This window comes from Longispora urticae (assembly GCF_053902585.1).
The window spans coordinates 52,552-70,100 of sequence record NZ_JAQZSH010000018.1; the positions used below are offsets into that span (position 1 = coordinate 52,552).

Consider the following 17,549-nt stretch of genomic DNA (forward strand, 5'->3'; position numbering starts at 1 on the left):
CCATGTCCGTACCCCTCCCCACCCGCCGGGGACTGCTGCTCGGCGGCGCCGCCCTGACCGGTGGCGTCCTGCTCGGCGGCTGCTCCACCTCGTCCGCCACCACCCCGAAGACCGCGAGCTCGCCGGTGCGGGGCGGCCGGGTGCGCGCCGCGTTCCAGACCGCCGGGGCCAAGGAGACCCTCGACCCGCACGCGGCGACCCTGTTCGTGGACGGGGCGCGCAGCAAGGCCCTGTTCGACAAGCTGGCCGAGCTGGGGCCGGACATGGCGCCGGTGCCCCGGCTCGCCGAGAAGTTCGAGCCCAACGGCGACGCGACGAAGTGGAAGGTCACGCTGCGCAAGGCCAGCTTCCACGACGGCCGGCCGGTGACCGCCGAGGACGTGCTCGCCAGCTACGCCCGGATCCTGGCCGCGCCGGCCACCCGACGGGCCGCCGTGCAGCTCGACGCGATCGACCTGAAGGCCAGCACCGCGGTCAGCCCGCAGGTGATCGAGTTCGTGCTCAAGCGGCCGGTGTCGGAGTTCCCGCTGGCCACGACCGCGTTCGGGGCGTGGATCACGCCGAAGGACCTGACCGACTTCACCAAGCCCGTCGGATCGGGACCGTTCCGGTTCGTGTCCTTCGCGGCGGGCGGCACGCTGGTCGTGGACCGCTTCGACGGGTACTGGGACGGCGCGCCGCACCTCGACCGCGTCGAGTTCGTGCCCGCCAACGAGGAGACCGCCCGGATCAACGCGCTGGTCGGCGACCAGGTCGAGTACGCGCACGACCTCAGCGCCGCCAGCGCGCGCACCTACGCCGCCGACAAGCGGGTCACCGTGCACCGGGCGCCCGGCTCGGCCATGCACGCGCTCGCCATGAAGCTCGACCGGGCGCCGTTCGACAAGCCGGAGGTGCGCGCGGCGTTCCGGCTGCTGGTGGACCGCGAGGAGCTGGTCCGCACCGTGCTCGGCGGCATGGGCTCGGTCGGCAACGACCTGTTCGGCAAGGGCTACCAGTACTACGCGGACCTGCCGCAGCGCACCCGCGACGTGGACAAGGCGAAGGCGCTGCTCAAGACTGCCGGCGCCGAGGGTCTGAAGGTGTCGTTGCAGACCGCGCAGGCCGGGGCCGGGCTCGTGGAGGCGGCCACCCTGTTCGCCGAGCAGGCCAAGGCGGCCGGGGTGACCGTGGACGTGGCCGTGGGCAACAAGGACACGTTCTTCAAGGACACCCTGAGCGGCGGTTCGTTCTCCTCGTACCGGTCGGGGGCGATGCCGATCGACAGCCACCTGGCGTCCCGGCTGCTCACCACCTCCCCGCAGAACGTCACCAAGTGGAGCTCCCCCGAGTTCGACGGCCTGTACCGGAAGATGCAGTCCAGTGTGGACCCGGTCGCGCGCACCGCCGCGTACCGGGACATGCAGGTCCAGCTGCACGAACGGTGCGGCCTGCTGATCTGGGGCTTCGCGGACTGGATCGTCGGCACGTCGGCCCGCCTGCACGGGGTGGCCGACGCGCCGCCGAACACCCTGGACTGGGCGCGGTTCGACAAGGTATGGCTGGCCTGATCCTGTGCTGCGCTACACCCTCGGCCGGCTCGGCGTCGGCCTCGCCCAACTGTTCGTCGTCGCGACCGGCGTGTTCGTGCTCACCGAGGCGCTGCCCGGGGACGCGGCCGTGGTCGCCGCCGGGGACGTGCCCGACCCTGCGCGGATCGCGGCGATCCGGCACGCCCTCGGGCTCGACCTCCCGCCGTGGGACCGCTACGTCGGCTGGCTGGGCGACCTCGCGGCCGGTGACCTGGGCACGTCCCTGGTCACCGGCCGGCCGGTCGCCGAGGTGCTCGGCCAGGCCGTCGCGCCCACGGCCGTCCTCGCCGGGGTCACCCTCGCGGTGCTGCTGCCGCTGTCCCTGCTCCTCGGCGTGCTCGCCGCGCTGAAGGAGGGCGGCAGGCTGGACCGGGCGATCAGCGCGGTGACGGTGGCCCTGCACGCGGTGCCCGAGTACGCGCTCGCGGTGCTGCTCGTGGCCGTGTTCGCGCTGTGGCTGGGGGTGCTGCCCGCCACGGCGGTCGGCGGTTCGTTGACGGAGACGCCGGTGCTGCTGGTGCTGCCGGTGACCGTGCTGGCCGCGCGGTCGGCGGCGTCGCTGGTCCGGCTGGTCCGGGCGGGCATGGTCGACGCGCTGGCCTCGGAGTACGTCGCGCACGTCCGGCGGCACGGCCTGGCCCCGTGGCGGGTCGTGCTCCGGCACGCGCTGCCCAACGCGCTCGTGCCCGCCGTGCAGCAGCTCGCCCGGACCGTGGACTGGCTGTTCGGCGGGATCGTGGTCGTGGAGGCCGTGTTCGCGGTGCCGGGGCTGGCCGCCGCGATCGTGGACGCGGTGTCCGGGCGGGACATTCCCGTGGTGCAGGCCGCGACGGTACTCGTCGGGGCGGTCGTGATCTGCGTGAACCTGGCCGCCGATCTGGCCGCGCACCGGCTGACGCCCCGGGCGGGGGTCGCCCGGTGAGCCGCGCCGTAGTCGGGGCCCGACCGTTCGGCGCGACTCCCGGGCGGGTGACCCCGTGAGGGGCCGGGTCGTGGTCGCGGGGGTGCTGGTCGCCGTGCCCACCCTCGTCGCCGTCGTCGGTCCCCTGCTGGCCCCGCTCACCACCGCCCAGCGCGGCATCGCCTACTGGTCCGGCCCCGGCTACCCGCTGGGCACCGACTCCCTCGGCCGGGACGTCCTCGGGCTCGTGCTGCGCGGCGGCGCGTCCGTGCTGCTCCTGGCCGCGACGGCCAGCCTGGTCGCCTACGCGCTGGGCGCGCTCGTCGGGCTCGCCGCCGCCGGTACCCGTCGTCGCTGGTTGGACGAACTGCTGATGCGGCCCCTCGACGTGCTGCTCGCGGTGCCGGCGCTGCTCGTCCTGCTGCTCGTCGCCTCGCTCACCGACCGGGGCGTCGGCATGGTCGTGGTCGTCGTGGCCGTGGTCAACACCCCGGCGATCGCGCGCCTGATCCGGGCCGCCACCCTCGACGCGGTCCGCCGGCCGGCCGCCGAGGCGATGCTGTTGCAGGGCGAACCCCGGTGGCGGGTGTACGCCGTCTTCGTCGCCCGCGAGGTCGCCCGCCCGCTGCTGGCCGACGCGGGCACCCGGCTGACCACGGCCGTGTATCTCGTCGGCGCCGCCAACTTCCTCGGCGTGGGTCTGCCGCCCGGCTCGGCGGACTGGGCGGTGCTCGTCGACCGCAACCGGGCCGGCCTGCTCCTGCAACCGTGGGCGGTCCTCGCGCCCGCGATCCTGATCGTGGCCCTGACCGTCGGCATGAACCTGCTCGCGGACGACCTGACCCGGAGACGACGATGATCGAACTTCACGAACTCGTCGCAATTGTCGGATCCACGTCTATTGTGGAGAACGTGTCCCTCCAGGTACCGGCCGGCGGCGTGCTCGCCCTCGTCGGCGAGTCCGGCAGCGGGAAGACCACCACCGGGCTCGCGCTGCTCGGCGAGGCCCGGCCCGGGGTCACGTTGACGGGCAGGATCCTGGTCGACGGGTACGACATGCTCGGCGCGCGCCGACCCCGGGGGCTGGTCGGGTACGTGCCGCAGCATCCGGCGGCGGCGTTGAACCCGGCGCGGCGGGTGGGCGGGGTGCTCGGGGAACTGGCCGGGGCCGGGCGCCAGCCCGGAGGGTCGACCGCGGGTCGGGGTGGGCGCGGGATGACGCGGGAGGCCGTGGTCGGGGCGTTGTCCGCCGCGCAGTTGCCCACCGACCGGGAGACCCTGCGCCGGTATCCGCACCAGTTCTCCGGTGGGCAGCAGCAGCGCCTCGCCCTCGCCGGGGCGCTCGTCGGCGGCCCCAGGGTGGTCGTCCTCGACGAGCCCACCACCGGGCTCGACCCCGTCACCCGGCGCGCCGTCCTCGACGAACTCGCCGTGCTGGCCGCCGCCGGGCTCACCCTCGTGCTCCTCACCCACGACCTGGGCGCGGTCCGGGCGCTCGCATCCCAGGTGCTGGTCCTGCGCCGGGGCCGGGTCGTGGAACAGGGCACGGCGTCCGTGCTGGCGGCACCGGTGCACCCGTACACCCGGGAACTGGTCGAGGCCGAGCCCACGATCGGGAGCGCGGCGGTCGAGCCCCGGACGGGCATGGTCGGCGTCGAGCGCGCGGGGCCGGAGCCGGGGTCACCCGTACCCCTCCTGGAGGTTGCGGGCCTGACCGCGCGCTACGGCCGCCGCGCCGCGCTCGCCCCGCTGGACCTGTCCCTGCCCGCCGGCTCGTGCCTGGGTGTCGTCGGCGCGTCCGGCAGCGGCAAGACGACCCTCGGCCGGTGCCTGGCCGGGCTGCACGCGCCGGCCACCGGCGAGGTCCGGGTGCGCGGCGAGGTGCTGCCCGGCCGGCTCGACCAGCGGGACCTGCCGCAACGGCGCCGGGTGCAGTACGTGTTCCAGGACCCGCACGCCTCCTTCGACCCGCGCCGCCCCGTCCTGGAGCAGGTGGCCCGCACCGCCGTCCTGCTCCGCGGCCTGACCCCGGACGCGGCCCGGGCGGAGGCCGACGCGCTGCTCACCCGGCTCGGCGTGGCCCCCGGCACCACGGGCCGCCGCCCCGCCGGCCTGTCGGGCGGCGAACTGCAACGGGCCGCCATCGCCCGCGCGCTGCTCGCCGAACCCGACGTGCTGGTCTGCGACGAGATCACCTCGGCCCTGGACCCGCTCACCCAGGCCGGCCTGATGGACCTGCTCACCGGCCTGGACCTCACCCTGATCCTGATCAGCCACGACCTGCCGCTGGTCGCCGGGGCCGCCGACCACCTCGCCGTCCTCGCCGACGGACACCTGGTCGAACACGGCCGCACCGCGACCCTGCTGACCGACCCGCGACATCCGCTCACCCGGGCGCAACTCGACGCGCTCGCCGAACAGGAGGTGCCATGACCGCGTACGAGATCCGGGAGGCCGGCGAAGACGACCTCGCCAGCGCCCGACAGGTCATGCTCGACACGTTCTACCGCGACTTCGACCACGGCTACGTGCCCCGCTGGCACGCCGACGTGGTGGACCTGCGCGCCGCGTACCTCGTCCCGTCGAGGCACGCGCTGTTCGTCGCGGTCCTCGACGGGGAGGTGGTCGCCACCACGGCCGTGCGCGCCGACGGTCCGCAGTGCCCGCCGCACCCGCGGTGGCTGGTCGACAGGTACCCGTCCGGGACCACCGCCCAGCTCTTCCGGGTGTACGTCCGCCCCGGGCACCGCCGGCACGGCCTGGCCCGCCGGCTCGTCCGGGAGGCGTGCGACTTCGTGGCCCGGGCCGGCGGGTACACGGCCATCTACCTGCACACCGACACCCGGGTACCCGGGGCGGAGGCGTTCTGGCGGTCCCAGGCCAAGGAGGTGCACGCCGACCACGACGCGTCCGCCACGGTGCACTTCGAGATCCCGCTCCCCTAGGAGCCGGTGCCCGACGAGCGGGCCGGGCCGCGCTACGGCCGTAGGCCACGGTCCCGGGACGGCCGCCCGACCGGGACCGGCGGCGTGTTGAGCACCCGGGCGTAGAGGTCCCGCACGACGTGTTCCTGCGCGGCGCCGACCGACCCGTAGTGGTCGAGGCCGGGGGCGGCGTTGACCTCGAGCACCGAGTAGGTGCCGTGCCCGGAGGTGAGGTCCGCGCAGGCGAGGTCGACGCCGCAGAACCGGAGGCCGAACTCGTGCGCGACGCCGATCGCCAGGTCGCGCCACCGGACGGCGACCGAGTCGGTGTGGTCGACGGCGGTCCCCCCGGTGGACAGGTTGGAGATGTCCAGCAGGGGCAGGTGCTCCCCCGCGCCCGGTACGTGTCCGTGGTCCAGCCCGGAGCGACGCAGCCGCGCGGCGATCCGCGGGTCGTCGGTCCGCAGCGTGGTGTCGCGGCCGGTGCGGTGGAACTCGTTCCGCAGGCCCGCCAGGAGTTCGGCGACGGTGGACCGGCCGTCGCCGACGACGGTGAGCGGAACGCGCCGGTACGCGGAGATCAGCTCCCCGTCCAGTACGACCAGCCGGAAGTCGGGGAGGTCGACCGCCTCCTCGACCAGGGCCACCCTGATCCGTTGTTCCTCGTAGCCGGCGAGCACGTGGGCGATCTCGGCACCGTCCGCGCACCGCCACACGTTGACGCCCTGGGAGCCGTCGACGGGTTTGAGGTAGACCGGGAAGCCGAGCTCGGCCGCGGCGTACCCGGCGAGCTGGTCGGCCACCCTGGCGGGCGCGGCGCCGTGCCGGGCGAGCGCGGGCCTGATCCGGTCCGCCCACCAGGTCAGGAGGAACGCCTCCCCGCGCGGGCACCGGACGCCGGCCAGCCGGAGGAAGTGTTTCGTGTACGCCTTGTCGCGCATCACGTCGCACGCCGCCCCGGAGTTGAGGCCGACGTCGTTGCCCCGGGTGAGGCGGCTGGACCCGTCGTTGTACCGGATCCGGGTGGCGTATCCGTACTCCGGCTCGATCTGCACCGTCGCCACGTTGGTCAGCAGCCCGCCCCGGTACAGGGAGTCCACCATCCGGGTGACGAACGGGTAGTGCCGGGGCGTGTCCTGACCGGTCACCGCACCCGCTCCCGTCGCTCCCCCGTTGGCAGGCCCACTGTCGACACTCGCCGCGCGGGCCTGCGTGCAGCGTAACCGGACGACCACGGTGCGCACGGAGGCGCGCAGGGACAGTGCTGGACTTTTCCCAACATGTGTTGTCTGATCCATCCTTTGGAGTCTGAAAAGTCCAATATGAGGAGAACGATGACCTACTGGTGGAGAAGAGTCGCCGCCGCCGCGGTGCTGATCGCCGCGCTGGGCACCGCCGACGCCGGCACGCGCCCGGCACCCGCCTCGGCCGAGGAGCGGGGAGGCCTCCGGATCACCCGGTTCCTCGGCGAACAACGCCTGCCGCACCTGGCGCAGTTCGAGGGCACCACCGTCGGCGGGTTCTCCGGAATGGACCGCGACCCGGTCACCGGCACCTGGTACCTGCTGTCCGACGACCGGTGGCGCTACGACCCGGCCCGGTTCTACACCAGCCGGCTGGACATCGACCCGGTCAAGGGCGCCTTCACCGGGGTACGCCTCACCGGGGTCACCACGCTCCTGGACGCCGCCGGCGCCCCCTACCCGGAGTACGGCAAGCCGGGGTCCGTGGACCCCGAGTCGATCCGGTTCGACCCGTGGAGCCGCCGGCTCCTCTGGGCGCAGGAGGGTGACCGCCCGAGGCCGGGCCAGACCGCCCCGCCGCTGGCGCAGCAGTCCGTCCGCTGGACCAGCCCCGCGGGCGACGACCTGGGCGGCCTGCCGCTGCCCCGCAACCTGGAGCTCACCGAGACCGACTCCGGCGCGCGGCGCAACACCGGCATCGAGGGCCTGACGTTCACGCCGCACACGATCGTGGCCGCCATGGAGGGCCCCCGCTACGAGGACGGCGCGCTGCCGACCGTCGACGACGGGGCTCCGGCGCGCCTCACGGTGTGGGACCGCCGCTCCGGAGGGGTGCGCGCCCAGTACGTCTACATGGTCGACGGCCTGCCGGCCGCCCCGGTCCCGCCGACCGGCCACGCCGACAGTGGCGTCTCCGAACTCCTCGCGATCGACGACCACCGGTTCCTGGCACTGGAGCGCTCCTGGATCGAGGGCGTCGACTACCGCTCCAAGCTGTACGAGATCGACCTGCGCGGCGCGACCAACGTGCTGCACCGCGACAGCGTCGCCACCGGCCCCGCGTACCGCGCGGTCACCAAGCGGCTCCTCTACGACTTCGGCGCGCTCGGCCAGCCCCAGCAGAACTACGAGGCGATGTCCTGGGGACCGCGCCTGGCCACCGGCGAGTGCACCCTCGTCGTGGCGTCCGACGACAACTTCGACCAGCGCGAGGTCACCCAGTTCCTGGCCTACGCCGTGCGGGGCTGCTGACCCGACCGACGGCCCCGGCGGCGCCCACCGCCGGGGCCGCACCACACCCACCGGCATAAAACTCCAATTTGGGGTACCAGCGGGCGAGTACCCCTAAACTTGGGCCGTGGATCTGGCTCTCCGCCCGAAGGTCGAGCTGCGCGTCCGCGCCGAGCAGGTGGCCCTCGCGACCGTGCTGGCCATGCCCGCGACGGCCCTGGTGGCCGACATCGAGCGCGAACTCGCCGGCAACCCGGCGCTGGAGTCCGCCCCGGCGGACCGGCGCACGCACGCCCCCGGCCCCGATCCCGACCAGTTGGCCGCCGGCAGTCCCGGTTGGGAGACCCTGTTCTCCGAGGCGGCCGTGCTGCTGCCGGGTTCCGACCGGTGGATCGCGGGGCACCTGTGCGCGGACCTGGACCCGCGCGGCTGGCTCGGGCGCACCCCGGCCGAGGCCGCCGCGTGGCTGGGCGTGGACGTCTCCCGGATCCACCGGGCACTGGCCGCGATCCGCTCCGTCGGGCCGCCCGGCACCGGGGCCGCCGACCTGGCCGACGCACTGCTCCTGCACCTCGACGCGCTCCCGGTGCGGGCCCCCGACCTGGTCCGGCCCGTCATCCTCGGGCACCTCGCGGACGTGGCCGCCGGCCGGTGCGACCGGATCGCGGCGGCCCTGGACCGCCCGGTCGCGGACGTGCGCGCGGCCGTGGACTTCCTGCGCCACCGGCTCGTCCCGCACGCCGGACCCGACCCCGGCACCGGGCCGCCCGCTCCCCCGGACGTCGTCGTCCGGTTCGGACCCGGCGGCACTCTGGAGGTCGACGTGCCGGCGGTGGGCGCGGACCTGCGGATCAACCGCGAGTACGCCCGGCTGGCCGCCGCGCCGCCCGCCGGGCTCAGCCCCGAGGAGTGCTCGGCCGTCCGGTCGCAGGTGGCCGCCGCCCGCGAGTTCCTCGCCCGGCTGACCCGGCGGGCCGGGACCCTGCGCCGGGTCGCCGAGCACGTCGTCGGCCGGCAGGCCGGGTTCGTCCGCACCGGGCCTGCGGGGCACCGGCCGCTGAGCCGCGCCGACGTCGCCCGCGACCTCGGGCTGCACGAGACGACCGTCGGCCGGGCGGTGGCCGACAAGACCGTGCTGCTGCCGGCCGGCCGGACCGAGGACTTCGGCGCGTTCTTCGGCGGCGGGACGTGCGCGCGGGACCTGCTCGCCCGGCTCGTCGCCGCCGAGGACCGGCCGCTCACCGACGGCGAACTCGCGGTCGAGCTGGCCCGGCACGGGCACCCGGTGTCGCGGCGCACGGTCGCGAAGTACCGGGGACAGCTGGCCATCGCGCCGGCCCCGCTGCGCTGACCCGGGCCGCACCGGCACGACCCGCCCGGCCCGGCCCGCGTGGTCCCGCGCGCGACCCACCCGGGCCGACAGGCCACCCCGCCGCTCCTCCGCCCTGCCACGCGGCGCCCGGGCCGCCTCGCCGCCCGGCCGACGGGCCGCCCGGGCCCACCAGCCGCCAGGGCCGACCGAACCGGAATTCGGGGCCCCCGGCCGCGTACCCCCGAAAATGTGTTCGCCCCTGACCTGCCGCCCCCGCGCGGTCCCCCTGGCACGAATCCTGCAGTGGAGGAGGGCAGGGGACGCCGGACGCCGAGGAGGCAGACATGCACGATCTGGATCGGACCGTATACGAGCAGGGGGACACGGCCGGGGAACTCCCCGGCGGCCCCGGGCTCGGCGAACAACAGGAGTCCGAGCTCGCCTCGGCGCTCCTGGAGCTGGGCAGCGAAGAGGAGCTGGACCAGTTCCTGGGCGACCTGGTCAGCGGGGCCGCCGACGCGGCGGGCAGGTTCCTCCGCACCGACACCGGCAGGGCGCTCACCGGGGTGCTGAAGGGGGCCGCCCGGGACGCACTGCCCATCGTGGGCCGCGCCGTCGGCGGGTGGGCGGTGCCGGGCGGCGGCGACGTCGGGGCCCGGGTCGGCAAGGCCGCCGCCGACGTGTTCGGCCTGGAGGTCGAGGGGCTCAGCCAGGAGGACCGCGACTGGGAGGTGGCCCGGGGGTTCATCCGGTTCGCCGACGCCGCCGCCCGCCAGGCCGCCCTCGCTCCCGCCCACGTGCCGGCGGCCGCCGTGGTGCGGCGCGCCATCGCCGTCGCCGCGCGCGACAACGCCCCGGGGCTGGTGTCCGCCGGTGGCAACCGCAGGTCCGGCCGCTGGGAACGCCAGGGCCGCAACATCGTGATCTTCGAGAACTAGGAGGAGACGTGTCCAGCTACGCGCAGCAGTGGGAAGTCAGCGACTACGAGGAAGAGTCCGACTTCGAGGACGAGTTCGCCGACTACGAGGAGGAGAGCGACTACGAGGAAGAGGAGGAGGTCGACTCCGAACTCGGCTCGGCGACCGAGAACGAACTGGCCGGCCAACTGTTGCAGGTCGCCAACGAGGAGGAACTCGACCAGTTCCTCGGCAGCGTGTTCCGTTCGGCGGTGCGCGGGGTCGGCAACTTCGCCAGGTCCGGCGCCGGGCGCGCCCTGGGCGGCATCCTCAAGAACGTGGCGAAGAAGGCACTGCCCGTCGTCGGCGGCGCGCTGGGTTCGTGGGTGGCCCCGGGGATCGGTACGGCCATCGGCTCGCGGCTCGGTTCCGCCGCCGCGGGGCTGTTCGAGATCGACAGCGAGACGATGTCCGACCAGGAAGTGGACTTCGAGGTGGCCCGCAGGATCGTCCGGCTGTCGGCGGGCGCGGCCAAGCAGGCGGCCCGGGCCCCGCGCGGCGCGCCGGCCCGCAAGGTCGCCCAGGCGGCGGTCACCACGGCGGCCCGCAAGCACGCGCCCGGGCTGCTGCGGCTCATCCAGGTGGGGGCGCCGGGACCGTCCCGCCCGGGGGGCGTCTCCGCGCCGCCGAAGCGGCCCCGGCCGAACAGGCCCCCGGTGGTCGTGGTGGACCCGATCAGCCGCGCGCTGAACGTGTGGGCGGCCGGGGCCGCGCAGGAGGGCGGCCCGTCGGGCCGGGCGACGTCCGGCCAGTGGTACCGGCGCGGGCGCAAGATCGTCGTGGTGGGGGCCTGACGTGTCCGCCGCCGGCACCGCGCACTGGTACCTGGAGCAGGAGGCCCGGGCGCTGGTGACCCGACTCGACCGGGTGCGGCCGTTCGCCGTCCACGAGACGATGGTGCCGGCGGCGGCGCTGGCCCCCACCGCGCAGACCGCGATCGACCAGTTCCTGATCCGGGGACGCCGCGAGCTGCGGGCCCTGATCGGGGAGTACCTGCGGTGGCTGCGGGGGCCGGGCCGGGCGGCGGCCCCCGACGAGCAGCAGCACCGGTTCGTCCTGCTGCGGCTGCGGTTCAACGACGTGCTGTCGCAGTTCGACCTGTTCACCGAGGTGATCACGCAACGCAGCGAGCACGCGACCGGGGTGTGGCTGTCCGGGCTGGACGTCCTGGCCGCCGACGCGCTCCGGCTGCCGGGCGCCCGGTTCGCCCCGCCGCCCATCGCCTGCTACCTGGCCCGGGGGCCGGGCGCGGCGATCCGGCGGGTGCGGACCCAGTTGCCGGGCGGGGCGGCGAACCCGGTGGCGATCATCCGGGTCCCCCGCGAGCGGATGGTCGGGCACGGCATCGCCTCGTCCCTCGTGCACGAGGTGGGGCACCAGGCCGCCGCCCTGTTGTCCCTGGTGGAGGTCATCCGGCCGACCCTGCTCGCCCGGTCCGGCCCGGAGTGGCCGCACTGGAACCGGTGGATCTCGGAGATCCTCGCCGACCTGTGGTCCGTGTCCCGGCTGGGGGCCGGCTCGACCCTGGGCCTGATGGCCGTGGTCAGCCTGCCCCGGTGGGCGGTGTTCCGCCCCGGCGGGGAGGACCCGCATCCGGTGCCGTGGCTGCGCGTGCTCCTGAGCTGCGCGTTCGGCCGGGCCCTGTACCCGCACCCGCAGTGGGACGCCATCGCGGCCCTGTGGCGCGGGCTGTACCCGCCGCGCGGCCTCGCGCCCGGGTACCGGGCACTGCTCGGCCAGCTGGAGGCCGGCGTCCCCGCGTTCGTCGACCACGTGCTCGCGGTCCGGCCGCCGGCCCTGCGGGGCAGGTCGCTCGGCGAGTCCCTGGTCCTGCCGAGCCGCCGCCCGGAGCGGCTGCTCGCGTTCTGGCGCGCCTGGCGGGACCGTCCCGCCGGGCTCGGCGCCCAGCCCCCGGCCCTGGTCTTCGCCGCGCTGGGGCAGGCCCGGGCGGCCGGCATGGTCACGCCCGAGGCCGAGAGCCGGCTGCTCGGTCGGCTGCTCACGCACTGGGCGTTGCGCAGCAGCCTGGACGTCGCCGCGGCCTGCGCCCACGCCCGGCAAGCCAACACCCACGAGGAGAACACGCCATGACCATTAACCTGACCGTCGAGGGCCCCGAGTTCACCGTCGCGGGCAACCACACGAAACCGGTGCGGGCGGGCACGGTCGTCACGTTCACCGCCAGCATGTCGAAGGGGTCGCCCGACGACTACTTCTTCCGGTGGCACGTCGAGGGGCCGTTCAGCGACTCGGTCCGGGAGTACCCGGGGGAGCTGGTGTTCGACTGGGACACCCAGGAGCTCCGGCCGGGGCTGTACCGGATCTACTGCGTGCGGATCCCGAAGGCCAAGGACGCAGCGGGTGCGGAACCCGTCCCGGTCCCGACCGAGGAGCCGCCCGACGCCTACGACCAGGCGTTCCCCCCGAAGCCGCCGGCCAGGGCGTCCGGCAGGGGGAAGACCCCGCCACCCGCGGCGGGCGGTTCGGCCGCCGACCCGGCCGCGTCCCGGTCCAGTGTCTGGGAGCTGTTCGTGGAGGCCGGCGGGGTGGAGTCGTCCAGCAGGGGCGGGGTGGTGCCGGTGAGCCTGCAACGGACCGCCCTGGAACCGACCCCGGGACAGGTGCTGTGGATGATCATCCGGAACAGGACGAACGCGATCGGGTTCCGGCAGTACAAGCCGTGGGTGGACCAGGTGATGTGCTCGGGGCCGGCCGGCGAGGCCCGGGGCCCCGACGCCTACGCGCTACTCAAACGCACCACGGACGTGTTCCTCATGCACGAGACCGGCGTGCTCGACTCCGACCGGGCCATGCAGAGCATCGACGAACAGCTCAGCGACCCGCAGCGGCAGTTGCGGCTCCGCCTGGAGGAGGCCCGCCGGCTCGGCGGCACGGCCCAGCTGGACGACATCCGGCAGTTCCGGGACAACTACTACGAGAACCTGGTTGACGAGGGGGTACTGGTCCTGCCGTACCTGAAGCTCATCCGGGAGCGGCTGCACGACATCCCGCTCAAGTCCCCGACGGAGCTGCCGTCCAACTGCTACGGCATCCTCAAGTCGCACATCACCGGGCCGCTGGCGATCGAGCTGATCTGGTCGTACTGGCACGAGGAGGGCATGCTCGCCCAGTCCCTCAACGCGATCATGAACCGGTTCGAGAACCGGCGGGTGGCGGGCGCGCGGGACCCGCTGGTCCGGTTCGACCTGGATCCGCTGCGGCCCATGTCGAACCTGCTGTGGGGCTGGACGAGCGACGAGTACCGCCGGCTGACGGTGCGCCGCCGGTCCTTCGAGTACGAACACGAGTACGGCCTGCGCCTGATCGGCCGGGCCATCCCCGACGAGGCCGTGGTCGACAAGCGGTCCAAGTTCATCGAGTCCTTCCACAACGTGCTGCACCTGGCGCACGTGTTCTTCAAGGAGGACGACGACACCACGGTGCTCGCCGACGGGTTCCCGCTGCTCAACGCCCTGCGGGAGACGCACCTGCTGCTCGCGGAGGGCGCGCACAACCAGTTCGGCGACCTGCCGTCCAGCGCCCGGGCCGAGATGCTGATCATGGAGTGGCTGCTGGCCCGGCCCGAGATGCGGGAGTTCATGGGCGGTCGGATCATGGTGCCCTACGAGGAGGAGTGGATGGACCGGGTCGACACCATGAAGCAGATGCAGGGCTGGTCGGACGTGACCGTCACCCACTTCCGGGACATGGGCGTCTACGGGGAGCAGATCCTGCTGTCCGTCCGGTACGGCAACTGGTCGATCCTCAACGACCCCCAGGAGGCGGCGAACTGGGCGCGCTACTGGCGGCCGGAGATCCAGCGCTACGCGCACGCGTACCGGGCCGCGACCGGGGTGGACCTCACCGAACGGGTCAACGGCACGATGCCCAGCGCCCTGTTGCAGCGGCGCGGCGGCGCGCACCGGCGGGCGTGATGGAGAACCTCTCGACGGGTACGGGACCCCGGGGCCCCGCCGGCCGGGCGGGCGGCACTGTCCGGCCCGGTGGGGGCGACTTCACCTCCGCCCTGTTCCTCGGCCTGACCCACCCGCCCGGGGACCTGCGGCCGTGGCGCCGGCTCACCACCGGGGTCCCCGCCGTGCTCGGCGTCCCCCGGGCGGCGGTCACCGTCGCCCGCCGGATCGCCGCGCTGACCGGCGGGGAGGCGGCGGTCCTGGCCCGCTCCACCCTGCACGGGCTGCTCGACGCGGTGCCGTGCGCGGCGGGCCGGACCGGGTACGTGCTCCTGGACTCCGGCACCTACCCGGTGGCGCGGTGGGCCGCCGCCGGGGCCGGGTGTCCGGTCGGCACGTTCTCCCACCACGACCCGGCCGCGCTCGCCGCCGCCGTCGCCCGGCACCCGGGCCGCCGGCCGGTGGTCCTCGCCGACGGGCTGTGCGTCGCGTGCGGACCGGTCCCGCTCGCCGCCTACCTGCGGATCCTCCGACCATACGGCGGACTCGTGGTCCTCGACGACACCCAGGCGATGGGCCTGCTCGGGACCCGCGCCCCCGACACCCGCGACGTCTACGGCCGGGGCGGCGGCGGCTCCCTGCGCTGGCACGGCGTCGACCCGGCCCGCGTCCTCGTGGTCGCCTCCCTCGCCAAGGCGTTCGGCGCGCCGCTCGCCGTCGTCGTCGGCCCCGGGGAGCTGATCGGGGCCCTGGCCAGGTCCGGCCAGGCCCGCGCGCACACCAGCCCGCCGAGCTGCGCGGACGTGCGCGCCGCCGGGCACGCGCTGGACGTGAACGCGGCGGACGGCGACCGGCTGCGCCGCCGGCTCGCCGGGCTGGTCGGCCGGTTCCGGCACCGGGTCCGCGCGGCCGGGTTGCCCCTGGGCGCCGGCCAGCTGCCCGTGCAACGGGTACCGCTCGGCGTGGCGGGGCCGGCGGTGCGTCGCCGGCTGGCGGGGGCGGGCGTCCGGACGGTGCTCGCCCGGGTCGGGGGGCACCCGGAGGTGGCGGTCACGTTCGCCGTGAGCACCCGGCACCGTGCCCGCGACATCGACGCGGCGGCGGAGGCGCTGGCGGAGGCGGTGCGCGTCGAGGGGGCCGGCGCGGGGCGCACCGAGGTGGGGGCGGGGACAGCCTCCCGAGCCGACGTGCCCGGGGGCGGACCGGCCCGGGCCACGTGGACGCGCGGCACCACCCCCGGGAGGCCCCGGTGATCATCGACTGCCACTGTCACGCCGGCCACGGCGACGGCCTCACCGGCCCGTGGGACACGGCCGCCCCGCTCGACGCGTACCTGCGCCGGGCCCGGGCCGCCGGCATCGACCGCACCGTCCTGTTCGCCGCGTTCCACTCCGACTACGCGGCCGCCAACCGCGAGGTGGCCCGGATCGTGGCCGCCGACCCGCGCCGGTTCCTCGGCTTCGCGTTCGTGCACACCGCGGCCGACCGGGGCCGGATCGGGGAGCTGGTCCGCGAGGCGGTCACGGTGCACGGGTTCCGGGGGATCAAGGCGCACCGGCACGACGGGCCGCTGACCCGGGAGCTGTGCGACGCGGCGCGGCGGTGGCGGCTGCCGGTGCTGTTCGACCCGTTCGGGGAGGTGGCACCGTTGGAGGTGGTGGCGGCCGAGTACCCGGATGTTGATTTTGTCGTGCCGCACCTGGGGTCGTTCGGGGACCACTGGGCCGCGCAGCGCCAGTTCCTCGACATTCTCGCCCGGCACCCCAACGTCCACACGGACACGTCCGGGGTGCGCTACTTCGACCTGCTCGTCGAGGCGGTGCGCCGGGCGGGCGCGCACAAGATCCTGTTCGGTACCGACGGCCCGCAGCTGCACCCGGGCCTCGAACTCGCCAAGGTCCGCGCGCTGGGCCTGTCCCCCGGCGACGAACGGCTGGTCCTGGGCGGCAACCTGCTCCGGCTGCTCTCCCGGTCCCGGCGCCCCGACGGCCCGGCAGGCGCTGGCCGCCCGGCACGCGCCAGCCGCCCCGGCCGCCCGGCACGCGCTACTCCCCCGCGGCGGCCCGGCTCCGGCGCAGCTGCAACGCCCGGTCGGTGACCCCGAGCAGCCGCGCCGCCAGCGCCACCCGCCCGCCGGTCTGGGTGAGCGCCGCCCGGATCGCCGAGTCCGCCGCCGCCTCCCGGATCTCGCGCAGCCCCAACCCGGCGGCCACCGTGCGCCGGACGGCCTCGTCGAGCAGGTTCCCCGGGTCCGCGGGGGCCGCGTCGTCGGCCGGCCGTTCCTCCTCGGGCAGGTCCCCGGGGGTGATCGGCCCGTCGCCGACATGCCGGAAGGAGACCTGCAACGCGAGTTGTCGCAGGTCACGAACGTTTCCCGGGTACGGCCGGGCCCGGAGCACGTCCGCGACGGCCGGGGTGATCGCCAGCTCCGGCCCGTCGGCGCGGAACTCGCGGAGGAAGTGCCGGAACAGCGGGAGCACGTCCTCGGGTCGCTGGGCGAGGGTGGGCAGCCAGACGGTGGCGGCGCTGATCCGGTAGTACAGGTCGGAGCGGAACCGGCCGGCCTGCTGTTCGGCCACGAGGTCGCGGTTCGTGGCGCACACGAGTCGGAACCGGGTCCGCCGCCACACGTTGCTGCCGACCCGCTTGTACGCGCCCTCCTGCACCACCCGCAGCAGTTCCGCCTGCAACGTCCCCGGCAGCTCGCCGACCTCGTCGAGGAACAGCGTGCCGCCGTCGGCGAGGGCCACCGCCCCGTCCCGGGGTGCCACGGCGCCGGTGAACGCGCCGCGCTCGTGGCCGAAGAACTCGCTGCCGGACAGCGAGGGCACGACGGTCGTGCAGTCGAGGACGACGAGGTCGCGTTTGTCGGGCCGGGGGTCGAGCTGGTGGACGAGGTTCGCGACGAGTTCCTTGCCGGTCCCGCTCGCCCCTGTGACCAGCACGAACGAGGTAGAGAACCGGGCGATCTCCACCACCCGGCGGAGCACGGCCCGCCAGCAGGGGCTGCGCCCGACGAGCCGGTCGCGGACCTGCGCGGAGTCGACCAGTTCGTCGATGACCCGCCACCGGTGCAGCCGGGCGGCGGCGACCCGGGCGGTGGGCTGCCCGTCCCAGACGAGGACGTCGGAGGCGCCCTGTTGCAGCAGCCGCCAGGTGGACCCGGGGGTGATCTCGGTGGTGGCCCCGGCGACGACGAGCAGCCGGTGCCGGCCGCCCTCGGACAGGTCGCGGACCACGGCGCCGAGCCCGCCCGGGTCGGCCCCGCAGACGAGTACCCGGGGCACGTGGTCGACGTCGGGCGCGCGGGGCAGCACGGTCACGTCGGTCTGCCGGAGGGCGGCGGCCACGTCGTGGGCGAGGGACTCGCAGGCGGGGGTCAGGCCTCGGATCCACGCCTGCGAGTCCCCCATGACCGGCCTGCCCCCACCCTGATGGCACCTTCGAAGGGAGCCTATGCGTCCCAATGTGGCAAAGTACGAAATTCAGGGTTGAAC

The 17,549-nt window shown here is 75.0% G+C and carries 15 protein-coding genes; 13 read left to right on the forward strand and 2 right to left on the reverse strand.

What is annotated here, in order from left to right; genetic code table 11:
• Positions 1-2: 2 nt before the first annotated feature.
• Genes PT931_RS08630 through PT931_RS08650 form a run of 5 tightly spaced genes read left to right on the forward strand, consistent with a single transcriptional unit; the run spans position 3 to position 5,417 of the window.
• Complete coding sequence (locus tag PT931_RS08630; RefSeq protein ID WP_456245160.1) at positions 3-1,550, forward strand: ABC transporter substrate-binding protein; 1,548 nt, start codon at positions 3-5, stop codon at positions 1,548-1,550.
• 4 nt (positions 1,551-1,554) lie between these two features.
• A complete protein-coding gene (locus PT931_RS08635; protein WP_456245161.1) occupies positions 1,555-2,493 on the forward strand; it encodes an ABC transporter permease in 939 nt (312 codons plus the stop codon).
• A gap of 55 nt (positions 2,494-2,548) precedes the next feature.
• Positions 2,549-3,331 (forward strand): ABC transporter permease, encoded by a 783-nt coding sequence (locus tag PT931_RS08640; RefSeq protein ID WP_456245162.1) that lies wholly within the window; start codon positions 2,549-2,551, stop codon positions 3,329-3,331.
• Positions 3,328-4,905: an ABC transporter ATP-binding protein gene (locus PT931_RS08645; RefSeq protein ID WP_456245163.1), complete on the forward strand. Its 1,578-nt coding sequence runs from the start codon at positions 3,328-3,330 to the stop codon at positions 4,903-4,905. Before PT931_RS08640 ends, PT931_RS08645 begins: the two co-directional genes overlap by 4 nt.
• The gene (locus tag PT931_RS08650) at positions 4,902-5,417 is read left to right on the forward strand and encodes a GNAT family N-acetyltransferase (RefSeq protein ID WP_456245164.1); all 516 of its coding nucleotides are present in this window, start codon (positions 4,902-4,904) and stop codon (positions 5,415-5,417) included. The genes PT931_RS08645 and PT931_RS08650 overlap by 4 nt, the downstream gene beginning before the upstream one ends.
• Before the next feature lie 32 nt (positions 5,418-5,449).
• Here the strand turns inward: PT931_RS08650 and PT931_RS08655 are convergent, their stop codons facing one another.
• Entirely contained in the window at positions 5,450-6,544 is a 1,095-nt protein-coding gene (locus PT931_RS08655; RefSeq protein ID WP_456245165.1) for a hypothetical protein, read from the reverse strand.
• Positions 6,545-6,718: 174 nt separating this feature from the next.
• On the opposite strand from PT931_RS08655, the gene PT931_RS08660 reads away from it, so the two are divergent.
• The 8 genes from PT931_RS08660 (at position 6,719) to PT931_RS08695 (ending at position 16,150) form a co-directional block, all read left to right on the forward strand.
• Positions 6,719-7,891 carry an esterase-like activity of phytase family protein gene (locus PT931_RS08660; protein WP_456245166.1) on the forward strand — a complete coding sequence of 391 codons (1,173 nt, stop codon included), beginning with the start codon at positions 6,719-6,721 and terminating at the stop codon, positions 7,889-7,891.
• Positions 7,892-7,997: 106 nt separating this feature from the next.
• The gene (locus PT931_RS08665) at positions 7,998-9,221 is read left to right on the forward strand and encodes an RNA polymerase factor sigma-54 (protein WP_456245167.1); all 1,224 of its coding nucleotides are present in this window, start codon (positions 7,998-8,000) and stop codon (positions 9,219-9,221) included.
• 305 nt (positions 9,222-9,526) lie between these two features.
• Positions 9,527-10,120 carry a hypothetical protein gene (locus tag PT931_RS08670; RefSeq protein ID WP_456245168.1) on the forward strand — a complete coding sequence of 198 codons (594 nt, stop codon included), beginning with the start codon at positions 9,527-9,529 and terminating at the stop codon, positions 10,118-10,120.
• An 8-nt stretch (positions 10,121-10,128) separates the two neighbouring features.
• A complete protein-coding gene (locus tag PT931_RS08675; RefSeq protein WP_456245169.1) occupies positions 10,129-10,932 on the forward strand; it encodes a hypothetical protein in 804 nt (267 codons plus the stop codon).
• A 1-nt stretch (position 10,933) separates the two neighbouring features.
• Positions 10,934-12,229, forward strand: coding sequence for a hypothetical protein (locus PT931_RS08680; RefSeq protein ID WP_456245170.1), 1,296 nt, complete (start codon positions 10,934-10,936; stop codon positions 12,227-12,229).
• Positions 12,226-14,073 carry a hypothetical protein gene (locus PT931_RS08685; RefSeq protein WP_456245171.1) on the forward strand — a complete coding sequence of 616 codons (1,848 nt, stop codon included), beginning with the start codon at positions 12,226-12,228 and terminating at the stop codon, positions 14,071-14,073. The genes PT931_RS08680 and PT931_RS08685 overlap by 4 nt, the downstream gene beginning before the upstream one ends.
• A complete protein-coding gene (locus PT931_RS08690; protein WP_456245172.1) occupies positions 14,073-15,305 on the forward strand; it encodes an aminotransferase class I/II-fold pyridoxal phosphate-dependent enzyme in 1,233 nt (410 codons plus the stop codon). The genes PT931_RS08685 and PT931_RS08690 overlap by 1 nt, the downstream gene beginning before the upstream one ends.
• Positions 15,302-16,150: an amidohydrolase family protein gene (locus PT931_RS08695; protein WP_456245173.1), complete on the forward strand. Its 849-nt coding sequence runs from the start codon at positions 15,302-15,304 to the stop codon at positions 16,148-16,150. The genes PT931_RS08690 and PT931_RS08695 overlap by 4 nt, the downstream gene beginning before the upstream one ends.
• Here the strand turns inward: PT931_RS08695 and PT931_RS08700 are convergent.
• Positions 16,098-17,465: a sigma 54-interacting transcriptional regulator gene (locus PT931_RS08700; RefSeq protein ID WP_456245174.1), complete on the reverse strand. Its 1,368-nt coding sequence runs from the start codon at positions 17,463-17,465 to the stop codon at positions 16,098-16,100. The two genes, PT931_RS08695 and PT931_RS08700, sit on opposite strands and share 53 nt — an antisense overlap.
• Between the last annotated feature and the right edge of the window lie 84 nt (positions 17,466-17,549).